14 protein-coding genes and 1 other annotated feature are annotated in these 19,775 nt (G+C 47.1%); of the genes, 13 read left to right on the top strand and 1 reads right to left on the bottom strand.

Annotation, left to right across the window (positions count from 1 at the left end; all coding sequences use genetic code 11):
* The first annotated feature begins 93 nt into the window (after positions 1-93).
* The 3 genes from NYE58_RS27865 to NYE58_RS27855 all read left to right on the top strand — a co-directional run bounded on the left by NYE58_RS27865 (position 94) and on the right by NYE58_RS27855 (position 5,526).
* Complete coding sequence (locus NYE58_RS27865; protein WP_051491297.1) at positions 94-606, top strand: DivIVA domain-containing protein; 513 nt, start codon at positions 94-96, stop codon at positions 604-606.
* 185 nt (positions 607-791) lie between these two features.
* Positions 792-1,066: a binding site (T-box leader), on the top strand.
* A gap of 741 nt (positions 1,067-1,807) precedes the next feature.
* Positions 1,808-4,900, top strand: a complete 3,093-nt coding sequence (gene ileS, locus NYE58_RS27860; protein ID WP_076185244.1) for an isoleucine--tRNA ligase — start codon at positions 1,808-1,810, stop codon at positions 4,898-4,900.
* 335 nt (positions 4,901-5,235) lie between these two features.
* The gene (locus NYE58_RS27855; RefSeq protein WP_282579970.1) at positions 5,236-5,526 is read left to right on the top strand and encodes a DUF5665 domain-containing protein; all 291 of its coding nucleotides are present in this window, start codon (positions 5,236-5,238) and stop codon (positions 5,524-5,526) included.
* A gap of 92 nt (positions 5,527-5,618) precedes the next feature.
* On the opposite strand, the gene NYE58_RS27850 is transcribed toward NYE58_RS27855, so the two are convergent.
* Positions 5,619-6,341, bottom strand: coding sequence for a TraR/DksA C4-type zinc finger protein (locus tag NYE58_RS27850; protein ID WP_076098553.1), 723 nt, complete (start codon positions 6,339-6,341; stop codon positions 5,619-5,621).
* Positions 6,342-6,587: 246 nt separating this feature from the next.
* Here NYE58_RS27850 and lspA point away from each other — a divergent pair, with 246 nt between their 5' ends.
* The 10 genes from lspA to pyrE all read left to right on the top strand — a co-directional run bounded on the left by lspA (position 6,588) and on the right by pyrE (position 19,248).
* Positions 6,588-7,100: a signal peptidase II gene (lspA, locus tag NYE58_RS27845; protein WP_036683603.1), complete on the top strand. Its 513-nt coding sequence runs from the start codon at positions 6,588-6,590 to the stop codon at positions 7,098-7,100.
* Complete coding sequence (locus NYE58_RS27840; RefSeq protein ID WP_076192046.1) at positions 7,093-8,064, top strand: RluA family pseudouridine synthase; 972 nt, start codon at positions 7,093-7,095, stop codon at positions 8,062-8,064. The genes lspA and NYE58_RS27840 overlap by 8 nt, the downstream gene beginning before the upstream one ends.
* 204 nt (positions 8,065-8,268) lie before the next feature.
* Entirely contained in the window at positions 8,269-9,522 is a 1,254-nt protein-coding gene (locus NYE58_RS27835; protein ID WP_076098555.1) for an LL-diaminopimelate aminotransferase, read from the top strand.
* 840 nt (positions 9,523-10,362) lie between these two features.
* Positions 10,363-10,926 carry a bifunctional pyr operon transcriptional regulator/uracil phosphoribosyltransferase PyrR gene (pyrR, locus tag NYE58_RS27830; protein WP_036683379.1) on the top strand — a complete coding sequence of 188 codons (564 nt, stop codon included), beginning with the start codon at positions 10,363-10,365 and terminating at the stop codon, positions 10,924-10,926.
* Positions 10,927-10,930: 4 nt separating this feature from the next.
* Entirely contained in the window at positions 10,931-11,836 is a 906-nt protein-coding gene (locus NYE58_RS27825; RefSeq protein WP_076219141.1) for an aspartate carbamoyltransferase catalytic subunit, read from the top strand.
* 109 nt (positions 11,837-11,945) lie between these two features.
* Positions 11,946-13,229: a dihydroorotase gene (locus NYE58_RS27820; protein WP_076276759.1), complete on the top strand. Its 1,284-nt coding sequence runs from the start codon at positions 11,946-11,948 to the stop codon at positions 13,227-13,229.
* Between the two features lie 115 nt (positions 13,230-13,344).
* Positions 13,345-14,526, top strand: a complete 1,182-nt coding sequence (gene carA, locus NYE58_RS27815; RefSeq protein WP_051491286.1) for a glutamine-hydrolyzing carbamoyl-phosphate synthase small subunit — start codon at positions 13,345-13,347, stop codon at positions 14,524-14,526.
* Position 14,527: 1 nt separating this feature from the next.
* Complete coding sequence (gene carB, locus NYE58_RS27810; protein ID WP_076185242.1) at positions 14,528-17,755, top strand: carbamoyl-phosphate synthase large subunit; 3,228 nt, start codon at positions 14,528-14,530, stop codon at positions 17,753-17,755.
* 111 nt (positions 17,756-17,866) lie between these two features.
* Positions 17,867-18,613 (top strand): orotidine-5'-phosphate decarboxylase, encoded by a 747-nt coding sequence (pyrF, locus tag NYE58_RS27805; protein WP_076146022.1) that lies wholly within the window; start codon positions 17,867-17,869, stop codon positions 18,611-18,613.
* On the top strand, positions 18,610-19,248 hold the full coding sequence (pyrE, locus tag NYE58_RS27800) for an orotate phosphoribosyltransferase (protein ID WP_076279282.1): 639 nt from the start codon (positions 18,610-18,612) through the stop codon (positions 19,246-19,248). The genes pyrF and pyrE overlap by 4 nt, the downstream gene beginning before the upstream one ends.
* The last annotated feature ends 527 nt before the right edge of the window (positions 19,249-19,775 follow it).

The following is a 19,775-nucleotide window of genomic DNA, read 5'->3' as shown; positions in this document are numbered from 1 at the left end:
GCCTTTACTTGAAGTACAGTCTTTCTTCTTTGTCTGCCGCTTAGTTGCGATTTAGAGATAAAGAAGGTCCGAAATTTCTAGGAGGTGCACAGCATGCCATTAACACCGCTCGATATACATAACAAGGAGTTTTCTCGGAGACTTCGCGGTTATGATGAGGACGAGGTCAACGAATTTCTGGATCAAGTGATCAAGGATTACGAAAGTGTCATCCGTGAGAACAAGGAACTGCAGAATCAGCTTTTGTCTATTCAAGAGCGTCTGGATCATTTTGTGAATATTGAAGAAAGTTTATCGAAGACGATCTTAGTCGCTCAGGAAGCGGCGGATGATGTGAAGAACAACTCCAAGAAGGAATCCCAGCTCATTATCAAGGAAGCGGAGAAAAACGCCGATCGGATTATTAACGAAGCGTTATCCAAATCCCGTAAGGTTGCTATTGAGACTGAAGAATTGCGCAAGCAAGCTTCGATCTATCGCACTCGTTTCCGGACATTAGTGGAAGCTCAGCTGGAGCTGTTATCACAGGATGACTGGAATGCCTTAGAGAGTCGTGAGGCGAGCGAGAATGTAGCTTTCAAGGATGATGTTCTTCATCGCATCTAAAGGTTTCAGACGATAATTGGCTAAATAGAGGGAGCTATTCCCTCTATTTTTATTTTCCGATAAAATAGACCATAATAAAGTGAACTCCATGCGCAAGTACGCTCATAATAGCTAGATTGGGCGAATGGTTGTTGACATTTAGATTCAAAAAGTCTATAAATAGAACATATCTGTATAATGTTTATATGTATTCGATGACGGGACAAGTACGACAAGGTAACGTTCTCCAGAGAGTCGGCGATTGCTGCGAGCCGATTGTTCGAACCCTGCCGGAAGATCTTCCCCTAGAAGTTAAGCTGAAGCGTTGATCGTGCGTAAGCCTAACCGTCTGCCGGACGTTACACCGGACCTGTGCACAAGATTTACGCGCAGGACTGAGATTGTGCTGAATACACTCCCCTTAAGGATGTGCTCATGCGCAGAATTAGGGTGGTATCGCGAGCGTCGTCTCGCCCCTTTGGGGGTGGGATGACGCTTATTTTGTTGTTCCGGGGCGGCCATCCCCCTAAATCCCCCTTTCTAAGGGGGACCCCAAGGGCTGCTGCCCTCTGGACACCCGCAAAGTAAAGCCTCGTGCAAACTAGGTACGTGGTGGAAACGAACGGATTCATGTGGCTGAAGGAGCGGCCCTTCTTAGGCTCCCCTGGCGGGTTCGCCTGCGGGGCCTTTACGGCAAGAGCGGTGCGCGACCAGCTGCGCAAGGTCGCGTATGGCGCCCCGAGCGATTGCTGCCCTGCGGGATCGCGGCTCGGGAGCCAGGGCAAGAGCGGTGAGCGACCAGCTGCGCAAGGTCGCGTATGGCGCCCCGAGCGATTGCTGCCCTGCGGGATCGCGGCTCGGGAGCCAGGGCAAGAGCGGTGAGCGACCAGCTGCGCAAGGTCGCGTATGGCGCCCCGAGCGATTGCTGCCCTGCGGGATCGCGGCTCGGGTGCCCGGGCAAGAGCGGTGGGCGACCAGCTGCGCAAGGTCGCGTATGGCGCCCCGAGCGATTGCTGCCCTGCGGGATCGCGGCTCGGGAGCCAGGGCAAGAGCGGTGAGCGACCAGCTGCGCAAGGTCGCGTATGGCGCCCCGAGCGATTGCTGCCCTGCGGGATCGCGGCTCGGGTGCCCGGGCAAGAGCGGTGGGCGACCAGCTGGGCAAGGATCGCCCAAAGATCGAAAAGAGCTTTATAGACTAATCCATGAAAGGATTGACCATCACATGCAAAAAGTAGATGTCAGAGAAAAGGCGCGGGCAAGAGATGTCCGCATATTAAAGAAATGGAGCGACGAAAATACGTTCCGCAAGTCCATGGAGAACCGTGAGGGACGTCCAAATTATGTATTCTATGAAGGTCCGCCTACAGCAAACGGTGCGCCGCATATCGGACACGTGCTGGGACGGGTAATCAAGGATTTCATCGGTCGTTACCAGACGATGAAAGGTTACCGCGTGGTACGTAAAGCGGGCTGGGATACACACGGTCTGCCAGTAGAACTAGGCGTACAAAAGAAGCTTGGCATCTCCGGCAAACAAGAGATCGAGGAATATGGCGTAGAAAAATTCATCCAGGAATGTAAAGACAGCGTCTTCGGTTATGAGAAGCAATGGCGTGAATTTACAGAAGCAATCGGATACTGGACGGATTTAGATAATCCTTACGTAACCTTGGATAACACCTATATCGAAAGTGTATGGAACATCTTGGCTACAGTGCATGAGAACGGGTTGCTTTACCGCGGACACCGTGTTAGCCCGTATTGCCCGAGCTGCCAGACTACACTAAGCTCACATGAAGTTGCTCAAGGCTACAAAACCGTTAAGGATCTCAGTGCGACCGCGAAGTTCAAGCTGGATGACAGCGGAGACTACGTATTGGCTTGGACGACAACACCTTGGACCTTGCCAGCCCATATGGCGCTAGCTATGAACCCGGACATGGATTATGTACGTGTGCAACAAGAAGATGGTGTGTACATCGTTGCTAAAAACTTGGTCGAAGAAGTAATGAAAGGTGAGCACACAGTCCTTTCTACACATAAAGGTTCCGAGTTTATCGGTAAAACTTACGCACCTCCATTCGGATATATTAAGGCAGAGAAAAGCAATGTTATCGTAGGCGCTTCTTTCGTTACAGATTCCAGTGGTACAGGGATCGTACACATGGCACCAGCACATGGTGAAGATGACTACAAGACTTGCCGTGAGAATGGCATCAGCTTCGTAAATGTGGTTGATAATTCCGGTAAGTATACAGATGTAGTCTCTGATTTTGCGGGACGTTTTGTTAAGGATTGCGATCTGGATATCATTAAGGTTTTGTCTGAAAAAGGATTGCTTTACGGTAAAGAGAAATACGAGCACAGCTATCCGTTCTGCTGGCGTTGTGATACACCACTTTTGTATTACGCAACAGACAGCTGGTTCATCAACACTACAGCGATCAAAGATCAGCTGATTGCTAACAACAACAGTGTGGCTTGGTACCCTGAGCATGTACGTGAAGGTCGTTTCGGGAAGTTCTTGGATGAACTGGTTGACTGGAATATCAGCCGTAACCGTTATTGGGGTACACCCCTCAATGTCTGGGTATGTCAAGAGACGGGCAAAGAGTTTGCACCACACAGCATTGAAGAGCTAAGAGCGATGGCGATTGGTGAGGTTCCTGAAGATATCGAACTGCATAAACCTTTCGTGGATAAGATCAAGCTGCGCAGTCCGTTTAGCGAAGGTGCAGAGATGGTTCGTACATCGGAAGTGATCGACGTATGGTTCGATAGTGGCTCGATGCCTTTTGCACAAAGCCATTATCCGTTTGAGAACGAGGATAAGCTGGATGATCAGTACCCGGCAGATATGATCTGTGAAGGGATCGACCAGACCCGTGGATGGTTCTACAGCTTGCTTGCAGTATCCACCTTGTTCAAGGGTAAAGCTCCATATAAAGCAGTTATTGCTCACGGTCATATCCTCGATGAGAATGGTCAAAAAATGTCTAAATCCAAAGGCAATGTTATTGATCCTTGGGAAATCATGAACGATTACGGCACGGATGCTTTCCGTTGGGCTATTTTGTCCGACAGTGCACCGTGGAATAATAAACGTTTCTCGCGTGGTCTTGTAGGTGAGACGAAATCTAAAGTAGTGGATACGCTGGTAAATACACATGCCTTCTTGACGCTGTATGCGGGCATTGATGGTTACGATCCAGCCGATCATCCTTTTAAAGTATCAAAACATAAGCTGGACCGCTGGATTCTGTCCCGTCTGAACAGCTTGATTCTTTTGGTGGATAAAGGGCTTGCGGTAAATGACTTCGTGAATACGTCTAGAGCTATTGAGAACTTTGTGGATGAGCTGAGTAACTGGTATATCCGTCGTTCCCGTGACCGTTTCTGGGGGAGTGGCCTAGGTGAAGATAAACTGGATGCTTACCGTACGTTGACTCATGTGCTTTTGGCGACAGCAACTTTGATGGCTCCATTTACGCCGATGTTGTCCGAAGATATCTTCACGAACCTTGGCGGCGGAGAAAGTGTGCATTTGGCAGACTACCCGGTTGCTGACGAGAACTTGATCGATAAAGAGCTGGAAGAGGATATGGAAAGTGCAAGACAGATCGTTGAGTTGGCGCGTAACGTACGTAACGAAACAGGCATTAAGAATCGTCAACCGCTGTCCGAGCTGATCGTTTCGATGAACCGTGACTTCCATTTGGCTGAGTATGAAGAGATCATCAAAGATGAGATCAACATCAAGAACATCGTGCTGGAGAACAGTGACAGCGGATTTGTTGATTTCACACTCAAGCTGAATCTTAAGGTAGCCGGTAAAAAATACGGTAAAAATGTAGGCTTCCTGCAAGGCTTCCTGAAAAGCCTCGACAGTGATTCTACCCGCAAAGCGGTACAGGACGGTAAAATTGCAATTGCGACACCTGAAGGTGAAGAGCTTGTAATCACTTCTGAAGAGCTGCTTGTTGAAAAACAAGCCAAAGCAGGTTTCGCCGCAGCTTCCGGATATGGAGTTACGGTTGCGCTCAATACCGAAATCACGCCTGAGCTTGAACAAGAAGGCTGGGTTCGTGAGATCATTCGTGCGGTTCAAGATTACCGTAAACGTCTGGATCTGCCGATCGAGAAACGGATCGCACTCACTTTGAAGTTAGATGATGAGCTAAAAGCAGCTGTTACAGCATTTGACAATGTATTGCGAGACAATGTTCTTGTGACTACGGTTGATTTTGATGGAGAACATGCTTTTGAGACGGTAGAAGTCGGTGATAAATCCATCGGTATCCATATCGAAGCATAATACTGCATTACCTGTCCCAAAACAGCATATACTAGCGGCATAAGTGTAAACGGAGATCTTCCGTTTATGCGGGAAATATAGTCTTTATATTTCGGCGCAAAACTAACGAGTCCCGAGCTTAAGGAGATGAATTCTCTTTGGCCGGGCTCGTTTACTTTGTAGCGAAGGAAAGACATATGAGAGGAGCCGTAGCTGTGGAGGGAAATAAGAGGAGAATCTCCATTAAGACATCCGGCAATAAGAATAACCCAGACAAGGAAAGGGAGAATAAGGCTTTTCCTGAAGTTAATCCAGAGTATCTAACAGCAGATCCGCGTAATCCCGAGGATATTCCGCTGGAAGAAAAAATGAATACGATGTACCGTTTGACCTTTGAGTGGGCTCATATTTTGGAAAAATCCCGAATTTATCAATATACGGATCTGCTATATTCACCTTGGCGGTTGATTTGGAGAAATATTTTATTTGGAGCAGCTCGGGGAGTTGGGATTGCACTGGGTTTTACTTTTTTTGCGGCAACGATTATTTATATCCTTCAGGGACTAGGGGCGCTCAATCTACCGATCATTGGTGATTATATTGCGGATATTGTGCGGATCGTACAGCGTCAGCTAGAATTCAAATAGTCATCGAAACGTTAAGATTAAAAACAGCGAACCATTCCTCAAAACTGGAACAGTACGCTGTTTAAATATTTTTGTGTAGGGGACATCTGTGTTTAGTCTTCGTCGAGAGGATCTAGGCTATGGGTTGCCTCGTCACTGTCCAAATAACGCTGGTAGCTCCGTCCCGGCACTACAATTAGATTGTTGCCCGTGATATCAGTGGCGATAAAGTTCTCCCAAGGCTCTACGCAGCCTTCCAGCTCATCGGCTTCAATCTCCATATCATTATAAGAATCAATATTGTTGCCCTCCGCCATGGCGGGAGAATTCGAGGTACCCCAGCTTTCAACAATCTGCCAGGCATCCTCACCGTCAAAACCGTTTTGATCGTCGCGTTCATCCAGACTGGTTCGTCCAAAAGGTGGAGATAACAGCTCCTCTTCCACTGGACGAGTGAAAGGTGCGTTTTGCCGCGGGTTGTGCTCTTTACAATAAAGTGTGGAAGGGATGGCAGATAAACGTTCAAAAGGGATCGGCTCACCACTAGCCTTGCATATCCCATAGGTGCCATTATCCATAGCGGATAAAGCAGCTTCAATATCGTCCAGCTCATGCTCGTCCCGCTCTAACAGTGAAATGTCCATGGAGCGATTATACAAATCGGTGGCTGCATCTCCTGGATGGTTGTCATTCTCGGAAAGTTCACCGGAGCCATCCCGCATGGATTCATCTAAGCCGTAATGTTCATTATTCTGAAGCCTGTGCTGAATCGTATCCCGATCTTTTTCCAATCGTGCGCGTAGCTCTGAGAGCTGCTGTACTGTCAGGTGCGTCATAATGAGAAAGCTCCTTTCTGTACCTTTTATAAGAATCATTCTGACTTGCCGGATAACACCGGATGGTTCTTCTGTTAGGTTGACCGGAGAGCAGGGATTTTAGCGCTGGAAAATAGTCCCCAAGATTGAACTTAGCGGATGTCCCGCAATAGACGATTCTTTAAGGGCTGTGCTACAATATACAAGTCTTTAAACAGTATTCGTACCGCATTTAGCGGGAAAAATAAGAACGGAGTGACAACTTCTGTGGTGTACTATTTGATTGCTCTTATTGTATTTTTGGTGGATCAAGGGACAAAGTATCTTATTGCTACACGTCTGGAGATCGGAGAACAGATTTCTGTTATCGGAGATTTTTTCCTGATTACCTCTCATCGCAATCGCGGGGCTGCTTTTGGGATTCTCGAAGGTCAGCAATGGTTCTTCTTTCTAGTTACGGTTGTAGTGGTTAGTGGTATCGTTTGGTATTTGAACAAGACTAGACACTCGCGGAAGCTGTTATCTGTTGCCCTAGGGCTTGTACTGGGTGGAGCTATCGGTAACTTCCTGGACCGGATTATCAATGGTGAGGTTGTTGATTTCCTTCTGTTCAATTTTGGGAGCTATAGCTTCCCGATTTTTAACGTGGCGGATTCTTGTATTGTCATTGGGGTTGGATTGATTCTTTTGGATTCTTTTCGTGACCTTAAGAACGGCGAAGAAATTACGGAAATAAAAGAAGTAAAAGAAGCAAAGGAAGTAAGAGAAGGGAATGAATGATTTGAATAAAGACGTCAATCACCAAGCGGCATCTACGAGCGAAGAAGAGAGGGACGTCACGGAATGGACCGTTTCGGCAGAGAACGCGCGGGAGCGAATCGATAAATATATTACGGAATCATGGGAAGAAGAAATTTCCCGTTCTCAGGTGCAGCTGTGGATCAGCGGCGGTAACGTTACGGTTAATGGCAAGCCAGTGAAAGCCAACTATAAGTTATCGGAAGGCGACGTGGTTAGCGTTGTTGTCCCTGAAGCAGAAGTAACCGATTTGATCGCGGAGAACATTCCTCTTGAAGTTGTATATGAAGACAGTGATGTCATTGTGATTAATAAACCCCGGGGCATGGTTGTGCACCCAGCTGCGGGACATCCGTCAGGCACCTTAGTAAATGCGCTGATGTATCACTGTAAGGATCTGTCCGGCATTAACGGTGAGATTCGTCCAGGTATTGTCCATCGGATCGATAAGGATACCTCTGGTCTTATCATGGTGGCTAAGAATGATGCCAGTCATGCCTCACTTGCCGCACAGCTTAAAGAGCATAGTGTTACGCGCCGATATATTGCAGTCGTACACGGCAACTTGTCGCATGATAAGGGCACTGTTGATGCACCGATTGGCAGAGATCCACATGATCGCAAGCTATATACAGTAACCGAAAAGAACAGCAAGAAATCCGTGACCCATTTTACAGTAATGGAACGCTTCGGAGATTGTACACTGCTGGAGCTGCAGCTGGAGACTGGCCGCACGCATCAAATCAGGGTACATATGAAGTTCATTGGCCATCCACTTGTAGGTGATCCGATATATGGACGCAGCAAGGGCACTACGATGAATGGACAAGCGTTGCATGCGGCGGTGCTTGGATTTGTTCATCCTACCACAGGTGAATATAAAGAATTCAGCAGACCTATTCCAGAGGATATGGAAGAAGTGCTGTTCACACTACGCAGCAGATAAGTACAAATGAAGTGATAATTAGTCTATGGTATTGAACACTACTTTACGGCATATTTAAAAACATAAGGATAAAGAAAGGGTAATGCCTTATTCTTTATCCTTATTTTTATAATGAAACGGATATCCGGAACATACGCCATCCAAGGGACGGCGAAGCCGTTTCTTTTAAAAGTAGAATAGATATTCAGGAGATGAGATGACAGTATGAGTATTGAACAATACCAAGATAGCTTCATTCAGACTAATTTTGCAGACCGCATCGGCGGTGCCAATTATGGCAAAGACACTTCGATTTATAAATTCGAGAAAATCAAACGTGCTAAAGCATCCGCAAAACAGGATTTTCCTAACATTGAACTAATTGATATGGGCGTAGGCGAGCCGGATGAGATGGCTGATGCGGGTATCGTAGCTAAGCTTGCTGAAGAAGCAGCGAAGGAAGAAAACCGCGGATATGCGGACAATGGAATTGCCGAATTCAAGACTGCTGCTGCTGAATATTTGCGGGAAGTTTTCCGGGTGGAAGGAATTGATCCAGACACGGAGGTAGTTCACTCCATCGGTTCGAAGCCTGCGCTGGCTATGTTGCCATCTTGTTTCATCAATCCAGGTGATATCACGATTATGACCGTGCCGGGTTATCCAGTCTTGGGTACACATACTAAATATTTGGGTGGACAAGTATTTACAGTGGAGCTGAAGAAGGAGAACAAATTCCTTCCAGATCTGAATGAAATTCCGGAAGACATTGCTCGTAAAGCTAAGCTTCTTTATCTAAACTATCCAAACAATCCAACGGGCGCTAGTGCCACTCCTGAGTTTTTTGCTGAGGTCGTTGCATGGGCGAAAAAATACGATGTAGTGGTTATCCATGACGCACCTTATGCTGCCTTGACCTATGACGGTTTGAAGCCACTTAGCTTCCTCTCCGTTCCAGGTGCAAAGGATGTGGGTGTAGAGCTGCATTCTCTTTCTAAGTCTTACAATATGACGGGCTGGAGAATTGGTTTTGTGGCTGGTAATCCGCTAGTGGTTAAAGCCTTCAGCGATGTGAAGGATAACAACGATTCCGGCCAATTTATCGCGATTCAAAAAGCAGCGGCTTATGGTCTTGCTCATCCGGAGATTACTGAAGCGATTGCAGATAAATACTCCCGTCGTCACAACCTGCTGGTTGATGCACTGAACAGCCTCGGCTTTAAAGCTGAGAAGCCAAAAGGCTCTTTCTTCCTGTATGTCGCTGCACCTAAGGGAATCAAAGACGGCCGTCGCTTTGAATCCGGTGAAGATTTCTCCCAATTCCTCATTCGTGAGAAGCTGATCTCCACTGTGCCTTGGGATGATGCAGGTCCGTTTGTTCGTTTCTCCGTTACCTTTATTGCTAAAGGTGAAGAGGAAGAGAGACGTGTCATCTCTGAAATTCAAAGACGTCTTAGCGATGTGGAATTTGAGTTTTAAGCATTGTTATTGAATTTAATGAGGCTGTCCCAAAAGTAGTAAATTCTACTTTGGGGCAGCTTCTTTTTTATGGAATAGGAAATGTTGTAGATGTTACTGTGCCCTATGACTATATGCCACGTGTTGTGTTCTGTGTTTGTGAGAAGTAAAGAGTGGGTTTTAAACTAATTAGGGAAAAACTCCCTGAAATTAGCCGATATTCGCTCTAAATGTACGAAATCAGGGAAAAACTCCCTAATAATTAGGTGGTTTTCTATATTAATCACTGAATCGGCCAACAATTAGGGAAGGTATCCCTAATAACAAGTCTGATGAACAGAAATCACTGAATTTCAGGGAGAAATTCCTTAATTCTATATAAGTACCTCACCGATTGCATCATTTTCAGCATTACTAGGTGCACCTTTTGAATCATTTGGAGATTAAGTAGTGCTAAGAACATAAACGGGGCTGTCCAAAAAGCGATGAAATGGCTATTTGGGACCAGCCTCGTTTATTATGCAGATATACTGACTACCGCTTCCCCCTTGTTGTTAATAGAAGTAAGGAAGAGAAGTGCAAAAGTTTAGGCAGAGAAAGTTGACATGAGGGGGTTGTTCTGTCATAATTCTTGTTAAATGAATAGCGCCTTTAATTCAGTCCTGTGAGGCTGGCAAGGTAACGTGAATCGAGGTTCGCGACTCTTAGAAAGGTATCCGTGTGTAAATACGGAACTGTCTTTTTATGCGCGCGGCCGTCATCTTCCTCATCTGCGGATTTCACTCCTTGCCTGTTATAGGCAAGGAGTTTTTTGATTTCCGGGAACTTGAATAGGCGAATAAGCTGGAGGGTGACAAGATTATGGTTACTGAGAAAAATGTCATTATGGATGAAACGGCGATCCGCCGGGCCTTATCGCGTATTGCTCATGAGATTTTGGAGAAGAACAAAGGTATCGAGAATTGTCTGCTGGTCGGCATTCGGACACGAGGTGTGTATCTGGCACAACGTATCGCTGAGCGCATCAAGGAGATTGAAGGCGTAGAGATTCCATACGGTGAGCTGGATATCACACATTACCGGGATGACCGTGAAGTGGAAGGCAGTGAAGCAGTAGTGAAGAGCAACGTCGTTATTACTTCAGGAAGTGCTGGCATCCATGATCAGAAAGTCATTTTGTTCGATGATGTACTTTACACCGGACGCACCATCCGCGCGGCGATGGACGCTTTGATGGATTGCGGACGCCCACGAATGATTCAACTGGCAGTACTGGCTGACCGCGGACACCGCGAGCTGCCGATCCGGCCGGACTACATCGGTAAGAATGTACCTACCTCAAAGCACGAGCAGATTGAAGTGGCGCTGAAGGAATACGACGGCAAAGATGAGGTCTACATTATTTCAAACCGGGAGGAACGATAACATCATGACACTTACCAAGGTAAAGGAACGTAGTCTGCTGGGAATCAAAGAGCTTGACCGGTCGGAAATTATCCAACTGCTTGACAGAACAGCATTTTGGGACAATCAAAGTGAAAAGCTAACGCCCATCTTGAACTCCCATTTTATTTCTAACATGTTTTTTGAGAACAGCACACGCACACGCTTCTCTTTCGAGATGGCAGAGAAACGACTAGGTGCGCAAGTACTTAATTTTACGGCTGCAGCTTCTAGTGTAGAAAAAGGGGAGTCGATCTACGATACAGTGCGCACACTGGAATCGATGGGGATCGATGCCGGAGTTGTGCGTTTGAAGCCTGCAGGTGTGCTGCAGCAGTTAGCTGAGAAGGTGACTATACCGCTTATCAATGCGGGCGACGGCAACAATGAACATCCTACGCAGGCGCTGCTTGATTTATACACCATGACCAAAACCTTTGGGGAACTAAAGGGCCTGACAGTCTCCATCATTGGGGACATTATGCATAGCCGCGTAGCGCGCTCTAATCTCTGGGGGCTTACGAAAATGGGAGCCAAGGTGCAGTTCTGCGCACCGGATAATATGAAGGCTCCTGAGCTTATGGAGTATGCGCCTTACGTAACTATGGAAGAAGCTCTTAAAGCGGATGTTGTAATGATGCTTCGAGTACAGCTTGAGCGCCATACTTCCGGCATTAAGCTGTCTGCTGAAGATTACCGTAGCCACTATGGTCTAACAGAAGAGCGGGCAGCTAAGCTGGCCAAAGACACAATCATTATGCATCCAGCTCCGGTTAACCGGAATCTAGAGATTGATGATGCAGTAGTTGAGTGCAGTCAATCGCGGATTTTCCCGCAAATGTCTAATGGCGTACCGGTCCGGATGGCGGTTCTCGAAAGAGCTTTACTATAAGCTTACAGAATGCTAACGTATAGAGACTAATAAATATACACAAAGATGAATTTTTATTATATAATAACGAGAGGGCCCGCAGCTGTGATCTGAGGGTAAAGGTAGAATCATGACAGTGATTATTAGAAACGCCAGCGTATTGAATAAGGAAGGCTTGCTTGAGCGCAAACACATCGAACTTCAGGAGGGTGTGATCTCGGCTATAATCGACGGAAATGAAGCTATCGGAGAAGCCACGGAGATTATTGATGCTGAAGGTAAGCTGCTCATTCCGGGACTCATTGATATGCATGTGCACTTGCGTGAACCGGGATTTGAACACAAGGAAACAGTGGAAACCGGAAGTCGCTCAGCTGCTAAAGGCGGATTTACAACCATTGCATGTATGCCAAATACTCGTCCGGTGACAGATAGCCCGGAGATCGTGCAATTTGTGAAAGACAAGGCGCGTGAAGCAGGACTAGTTAAAGTGCTTCCTTATGCAGCCATTACGAAAAATGAGCTTGGACGTGAGTTGACGGATTTTGCGGCGCTCAAAGAAGCTGGAGCTATTGGTTATACAGACGATGGTGTGGGCGTACAAAGTGCTCAAATGATGAAAGATGCAATGAACATCGCAGCATCGCTCGATATGCCAGTCATTGCCCACTGCGAAGATAATTCGCTGGTTGAAGGCTGCTGTGTAGCTGAAGGTGAGTTCGCTAAGAAGCATGGCCTCAAAGGAATTCCGAATGAGTCAGAAGCGATCCATGTTGGACGCGATATTTTGCTGGCAGAAGCGACAGGCGTTCATTACCATGTATGCCATGTCAGTACTGAACAGTCGGTGCGGCTGATTCGCCAAGCAAAAGAGATCGGCATTAAAGTAACTGCTGAGGTATGTCCGCATCACTTGCTTCTTGCTGAAGACGATATTCCAGGCCTGGATGCCAATTGGAAAATGAACCCGCCGCTGCGCTCCCGCCGCGATGTTGAGGCGTGTATCGAAGGGTTGCTTGATGGCACACTAGATATGATTGTTACAGATCATGCGCCACATAGTGAAGAAGAGAAGGCGAAAGGAATGCAGCTGGCACCTTTTGGTATCGTTGGATTCGAGACAGCTTTCCCACTCTTATACACATCATTTGTAGAAACAGGAAAATGGGATTTATCCTTACTAGTACAAAGAATGACTGCTGATCCTGCACGGGTATTCAGATTGAACACCGGGGTTATGGAGATCGGAGCTCCTGCAGATTTGACACTGATCGATCTGGAGCAGGAAAAAGAAGTAGATCCAAGTTCCTTCGCAAGCAAAGGACGTAACACTCCTTTTGGCGGCTGGAAGCTTAAGGGTTGGCCAGTAAAAACTTGGGTGGACGGCAAAGCCGTATGGACTGAGAAAAACTAGCGGACTGGTGAGGCGAAATTGCTGATCTTTACAGATCAGCAATTTGAGCGCGTACACTCCGGAAGGCATGCAAGGCATACGTATTAGACTACAGAACATGAAGGAGTGGAAGGGAATGCAGGCGAGATTGCTGCTTCAAGACGGAACTTTATTTACAGGTACCGCATTTGGCGCTGAAGGTGAAAAGACAGGCGAGGTTGTTTTTAACACAGGAATTACAGGATATCAAGAGGTGCTGTCTGACCCTTCATATTGCGGACAAATCGTTACCATGACGTACCCATTGATCGGGAACTACGGGATTACGCGGGATGATTTCGAATCTGTTCGACCTTTCGTACACGGTTTTGTAGTGCGTCGTCATGAAGAAGTTCCAAGTAACTGGCGCGCAGAATACAGTGTGGACGACCTGCTGAAAGAATATGATATTCCTGGAATCAGCGAGATTGATACCCGGATGTTGACGCGGATTATTCGCCACTACGGAACAATGAAGGCGATCCTGACTACCTCTAACAAACGTGTAGAGGAATTGATGGAAATGATGGGCGACACTTCAATTGAAGAATTGCGCAATCAGGTAGCTCGCACATCTACTCCAAGCATGTACAATAGTCCAGGAACCAAAGAGCGCATCGTCTTGGTAGATTACGGCGCGAAGGCTGGCATCTTGCGCGAGTTGAACAATCGCGGTTGTGATGTTGTAGTTGTACCTCATGACGTAACCGCTGATGAGATTCGTCGCCTCAATCCAGATGGTATCCAGCTGTCCAACGGCCCTGGGGACCCGAAAGACGTCCCACACGCAGTGAAGACGATCTCGGAATTGCTTGGTGAATACCCAATCTTCGGCATCTGCTTAGGTCACCAGCTGTTTGCACTGGCTTGTGGCGCGGATACAGAGAAGCTGAAATTCGGGCACCGTGGCGGTAACCATCCGGTTAAAGAATTGGAGAGCGGACGTTGCTTCATTACTTCTCAGAACCATGGCTACACAGTGAATGAAGATTCTGTGAAGAGCACGGATCTAGAAGTTACTCACATTAATAATAATGATAAGACCGTTGAAGGACTTAAACATACCCGTTACCCTGCATTTTCAGTACAGTACCATCCAGAAGCAGCACCGGGACCTCATGACAGCAGCTATTTATTCGATCGTTTCTTACAGATGATCGCTGATCATAAAGCTAACACACCTGTAAGCTCGCGCCAGGCGCAGCTTGCGGCAAACGCCAGAATCACGGCGCCAAAACCTACAGTAAAACAGCTTGAAGCCGTGAAAGGAGCTCTATAACATGCCTAAGAATGAAAAGCTTAAAAAAATATTAGTAATTGGTTCTGGACCGATTGTTATCGGGCAAGCCGCAGAATTTGACTACGCCGGAACTCAGGCCTGTCAGGCCCTGAAAGAAGAAGGCGTGGAAGTTGTGCTGATCAACAGTAACCCAGCGACTATCATGACTGACACCAATATGGCTGATAAAGTTTATATCGAGCCGATTACCCTTGAATTCGTAACTGGCATCATCCGCCAGGAGCGCCCGGATGGCTTGTTGCCAACTTTGGGAGGACAGACAGGTCTTAATATGGCTGTAGAATTGGCTCGTGCAGGAGTACTAGAACAAGAGAATGTTAAGCTTCTAGGTACCCAGCTTGAATCCATTGAAAAAGCAGAGGATCGCGATTTGTTCCGCGATTTGATGCGCGAATTGGAACAGCCTGTACCAGAGAGCACTATTATTACCACAGTAGATGAAGCGATGAAATTCGCTGAGGAAATTGGTTTCCCGCTGATTGTACGCCCAGCCTATACGCTTGGCGGCACCGGCGGCGGGATCTGCGACAACGAAGAAGAGCTGCTTGAGACTGTCAAAGCAGGTATTCGTTATAGTCCAATTGGACAATGTTTGGTGGAGAAAAGTATTGCCGGCATGAAGGAAGTTGAATACGAGGTTATGCGTGATGCGAATGACAACTGTATCGTTGTCTGCAACATGGAGAACTTTGACCCGGTAGGTGTGCATACGGGTGATAGTATCGTTGTGGCACCTAGCCAAACGTTATCCGATCGTGAATATCAAATGCTGCGCAGCGCTTCACTCAAAATCATTCGTGCGCTGAATATCGAGGGTGGCTGCAACGTGCAGTTCGCACTGGATCCGCAAAGCTATCAATATTATGTAATCGAAGTAAATCCACGTGTCAGCCGCTCTTCGGCTTTGGCTTCGAAAGCAACCGGTTATCCGATTGCCAAAATGGCTGCCAAAATCGCGCTTGGTTACACACTCGATGAAATCGTCAATCCAGTTACTGGACAGACCTATGCTTGCTTCGAGCCTACACTTGACTATATCGTAAGCAAAATCCCACGCTGGCCGTTCGACAAATTCATTCATGCGAACCGTAAGCTGGGCACACAAATGAAAGCAACTGGAGAAGTTATGGCCATCGGTCGTACCTTTGAAGAGTCCATTCATAAAGCAATTCGTTCCCTGGAAATCGGTGTACACCGTTTCCGTCTGCCGGGCGCTGAGGATCTGGAAGAAAGCGTCCTGCGTGAACGTCTGGCAAAACCTGATGATGAGCGGTTGTTCTTGATCGCTGAAGCTTTCCGCCGCGGATTTGGCTTGCAAGAGATTCAAGACATTACTAACGTAGACTGGTGGTTCCTGTCCAAAATCGAGGGACTGATCAACTTTGAAGAGGTCATCCGTGGGGATGAAAGCTTATCAGAAGAAACCTTGTATCAAGCTAAACGCAGAGGTTTTACAGACCGTGCGATTGCTGAGATACGTGCAGAAGGACAAGCGAACGGTAAATACACCAAAGAAGCTGATGTACGCGCGCTTCGTTTAGAGCGAGGATTAACGCCTGTATTCAAAATGGTAGATACCTGTGCAGCTGAGTTCGAAGCTTCTACACCTTACTACTACTCTACTTATGAGACTGAAAATGAGGTCATTCATTCCGATAAACAAAAGGTTATCGTGCTTGGATCGGGTCCAATCCGGATCGGCCAAGGGATTGAGTTCGATTACTCCACTGTGCATGCAGTGTGGGCGATTCAGAAGGCAGGTTATGAAGCGGTTATTATCAATAATAACCCTGAAACTGTATCTACCGACTTTAATACTTCGGACCGGTTGTATTTTGAACCCTTGTTCTTTGAAGATGTAATGAACGTAATTGCGCAAGAGAATCCGATTGGGGTTATCGTACAGTTCGGAGGCCAAACAGCCATTAACCTTGCTGCACCACTAAGTGCGGCTGGCGTTAAGATTCTCGGAACTAGCCTAGACAGTATTGACGAAGCTGAAGACCGGAAGAAATTCGAAGCTTTGTTGGCTCGTCTGGATATTGCCCAACCAAAAGGGAAGACGGTTATCAACGTAGATCAAGCAGTAGAAACTGCACAATCGCTTGGATATCCGGTGCTGGTACGTCCTTCCTATGTACTAGGTGGACGCGCAATGGAAATTGTATATAATGATGCGGAATTGCTTAGCTACATGGTAGAAGCGGTTAAGGTGAATCCGGAGCATCCGGTATTGATTGACCGTTACATGTTAGGTAAAGAGGTTGAGGTAGACGCAATTTGTGACGGTGAGACGGTAGTTATTCCAGGGATCATGGAGCATGTTGAGCGTGCAGGTGTTCACTCCGGTGACTCCATCGCTGTATATCCTCCGCAATATCTGGATGAAGGTCTGAAAGCAAAAATTGCTGAGATCACAATCAAGATTGCTAAGGAACTGAAAACGATTGGTCTGGTCAACATCCAGTTCGTTATCTATCAGAATGAAGTGTACGTAATTGAAGTAAATCCACGTTCATCGCGTACGGTTCCATTCTTGAGTAAAGTAACTGGAATTCCAATGGCGCATCTGGCAACCAAAATCATTCTCGGCGGCAAGCTGAAAGATGACGGTTATACAGAAGGTCTATGGCCGGAAAGTGATTATGTATCGGTTAAAGTGCCGGTATTCTCTTTTGCCAAGCTGCGTAGAGTAGAACCAACGCTCGGACCTGAAATGAAATCGACGGGTGAAGTTATGGGCCGCGATAAATTGTATGCAAAAGCTTTGTATAAAGGTCTAATCGGGGCAGGAATGAAAATTCCAGCAACCGGCGCTATCATCGTTACAGTGGCAGATAAAGATAAAGCAGAAGCTGTAGAGCTTATGAAAGGCTTCCACTCGCTGGGTTACAAGATCATTGCTACCGGAGGCACCGCTCAAGCGCTTGAAGAAGCAGGTCTCAACGTAATGAACGTGAACAAGCTGGATGAAGGTGCGCCGAACATTCTCGATTTGATTCGTGGTGGGCAAGCCAACTTCGTCTTTAATACACTGACTAAAGGGAAAACACCAGAGCGTGATGGATTCCGTATCCGTCGTGAAGCGGTTGAGAATGGCGTCGTATGTATGACATCACTCGATACAGTAACGGCACTGCTCAGAATGCTGCAGACGATCAACTTCTCGTCACAGTCCATGCCTGCTTTTGTCGGTCAATTAAACTAATCTCATAAAGATGTATAGGGCGGTTTGCGTTTACGCAGACCGTTCCGCTATGCCTAGGGGCTAATAAATGAAGAGTGTGGATTTAAGTCTGCACTGGATGGGAGAACGGTTATGGGACAGGGAGATGCAAAGTGGAATGAAATGGCGAATCGCTTGATGATCGCCTTGGATTACCCTGATGTTGCAGGGGCAAGAACCTTGATTGACAAGCTGGAAGGGATTCCTTGTTATATGAAAGTGGGAATGCAGCTTTTTTATGCAGCCGGACCGGAATTCATTAATGAACTGAAATCTCGGGGGTATTCTGTATTTGCAGATGTCAAAATGCATGATATTCCTAACACGGTAAAAGGCGGGGCAGAAAGCCTTACGAACCTCGGTGTGGATATGTTTAACGTACATGCCGCAGGAGGCTCAGCGATGATGGCTGCAGCCCGGGAAGGCGCTGCTTCAGTAGTTAATGCGAATGCTGCGCTTAAAATGCCTTTGATTATTGCAGTTACACAGCTGACCAGCACGAGCCAAGAAGTGATGAATAACGAAATTGGAATCGCAGGAGACGTAGCAGATACTGTGGTCAGATACGCTAAGCTGGCAGCCGCTGCAGGTCTGGATGGGGTAGTGGCTTCACCGCAAGAGTCTTCAGCGATCGCAGAGGCTTGTGGGCCCGCATTTTGTACAGTTACACCTGGTATCCGGCCAGCAGGTGCATCCCTAGGTGACCAGTCCCGGGTGATGACGCCGGGCAAAGCGATTCAGCAAGGCAGCCACTTTCTGGTGGTGGGCCGTCCTGTTACAACTGCGGCTGATCCACGTCAAGCAGCACTAAATATTATTGAGGAGATGACCCTAGCATGAGTACATTAAATAGAAGTGAACAAGTAGCAAGTTATCTGCTTACGATAGGAGCAGTGGCACTGCGTCCGCAGGAGCCTTTTACCTGGACCTCTGGTATTAAATCCCCGATCTATTGCGATAACCGTCTGACCATGGCTTACCCAGAGGTACGTAACTATATTGCTGATGCCTTCGCTGAGCTTATTAAGAGCCAGTATCCAGACGCAGAGGTGATCGCAGGTACAGCAACCGCAGGCATTCCTCACGCAGCTTGGGTAGCTGATAAACTTAATCTGCCAATGGCTTATATCCGCGATAAAGCTAAAGGTCACGGCAAGCAGAACCAGATCGAAGGACTGATTAAGCCGGGGCAAAAGGTAGTCGTTATCGAAGACCTGATCTCCACTGGCGGAAGCTCCATCAAAGCAGCTCAAGCTGTGCAAGAAGCAGGCGCAGAAGCGTTGGCTGTATTGGCAATCTTCAGCTACGAGCTGGACCGTGCGGTGGAGGCTTTTGCCGCAGCTGAAATGCCATTACAAAGCTTATCCAACTATAGCACATTGATTGATGTGGCTCTTACACAAGGCAAGATCGCAGCTACAGATGTGGAACTGCTGAAATCTTGGAGAAAAGATCCTTCCGCATTTGGCGTTTAAACTAAATATTTGATTATAGTTTGGACGGGCCTCTCACTTTTTGGTGGGAGGTTTTTCTTTTTAACTACATTGAGTGTAATAAAAAGGAAAGCTTAAAGCACACTCTGCTGTATAGGTGCATGAAGTATGCTGCTATTTATTGCAAAAAGATGCAATTATCCACCCGCGGCAGGTGTAAACTCTGACACTCGGGATTCTGACACTCTGCTACTCTGCTACTCTGCTACTCTGCTGGTATGTGTTATCGCTCTCCGCTCTGACACTCTGTTACTCTGCTGCTATGTGTTATCGCTCTCCGCTCTGACACTCTGTTACTCTGCTGCTATGCGCTATCGCTCTCCGTTCTGACACTCTGTTACTCTGCTACTCTGCTGCTATGCGTTATCGCTCTCCGCTCTGACACTCTGTTACTCTGCTGCTATGTGTTATCGCTCTCCGCTCTGAACGCTCTGACACTCTGGAATACTATACTCTGCCCCTGTGATTCCATCGCGCTGTCGTCTCAAACACCGAATAGTTGCAGTTTG

Origin of the sequence: Paenibacillus sp. FSL L8-0708 (assembly GCF_038009325.1) — a bacterium.
Classification (GTDB): domain Bacteria; phylum Bacillota; class Bacilli; order Paenibacillales; family Paenibacillaceae; genus Paenibacillus_AQ; species Paenibacillus_AQ odorifer.
This window is presented reverse-complemented; position numbering and strand designations above follow the sequence as displayed.

Excerpts from the sequence above, each read along its gene's own strand:
- carA (WP_051491286.1), top strand. The coding sequence starts at position 13,345 with ATGCAGGCGAGATTGCTGCTTCAAGACGGAACTTTATTTACAGGTACC.
- NYE58_RS27840 (WP_076192046.1), top strand. The coding sequence starts at position 7,093 with ATGAATGATTTGAATAAAGACGTCAATCACCAAGCGGCATCTACGAGC.
- NYE58_RS27865 (WP_051491297.1), top strand. The coding sequence starts at position 94 with ATGCCATTAACACCGCTCGATATACATAACAAGGAGTTTTCTCGGAGA.
- pyrE (WP_076279282.1), top strand. The coding sequence starts at position 18,610 with ATGAGTACATTAAATAGAAGTGAACAAGTAGCAAGTTATCTGCTTACG.
- NYE58_RS27820 (WP_076276759.1), top strand. The coding sequence starts at position 11,946 with ATGACAGTGATTATTAGAAACGCCAGCGTATTGAATAAGGAAGGCTTG.
- pyrR (WP_036683379.1), top strand. The coding sequence starts at position 10,363 with ATGGTTACTGAGAAAAATGTCATTATGGATGAAACGGCGATCCGCCGG.
- pyrF (WP_076146022.1), top strand. The coding sequence starts at position 17,867 with ATGGGACAGGGAGATGCAAAGTGGAATGAAATGGCGAATCGCTTGATG.
- ileS (WP_076185244.1), top strand. The coding sequence starts at position 1,808 with ATGCAAAAAGTAGATGTCAGAGAAAAGGCGCGGGCAAGAGATGTCCGC.
- NYE58_RS27850 (WP_076098553.1), bottom strand. The coding sequence starts at position 6,341 with ATGACGCACCTGACAGTACAGCAGCTCTCAGAGCTACGCGCACGATTG.
- carB (WP_076185242.1), top strand. The coding sequence starts at position 14,528 with ATGCCTAAGAATGAAAAGCTTAAAAAAATATTAGTAATTGGTTCTGGA.
- NYE58_RS27825 (WP_076219141.1), top strand. The coding sequence starts at position 10,931 with ATGACACTTACCAAGGTAAAGGAACGTAGTCTGCTGGGAATCAAAGAG.
- NYE58_RS27835 (WP_076098555.1), top strand. The coding sequence starts at position 8,269 with ATGAGTATTGAACAATACCAAGATAGCTTCATTCAGACTAATTTTGCA.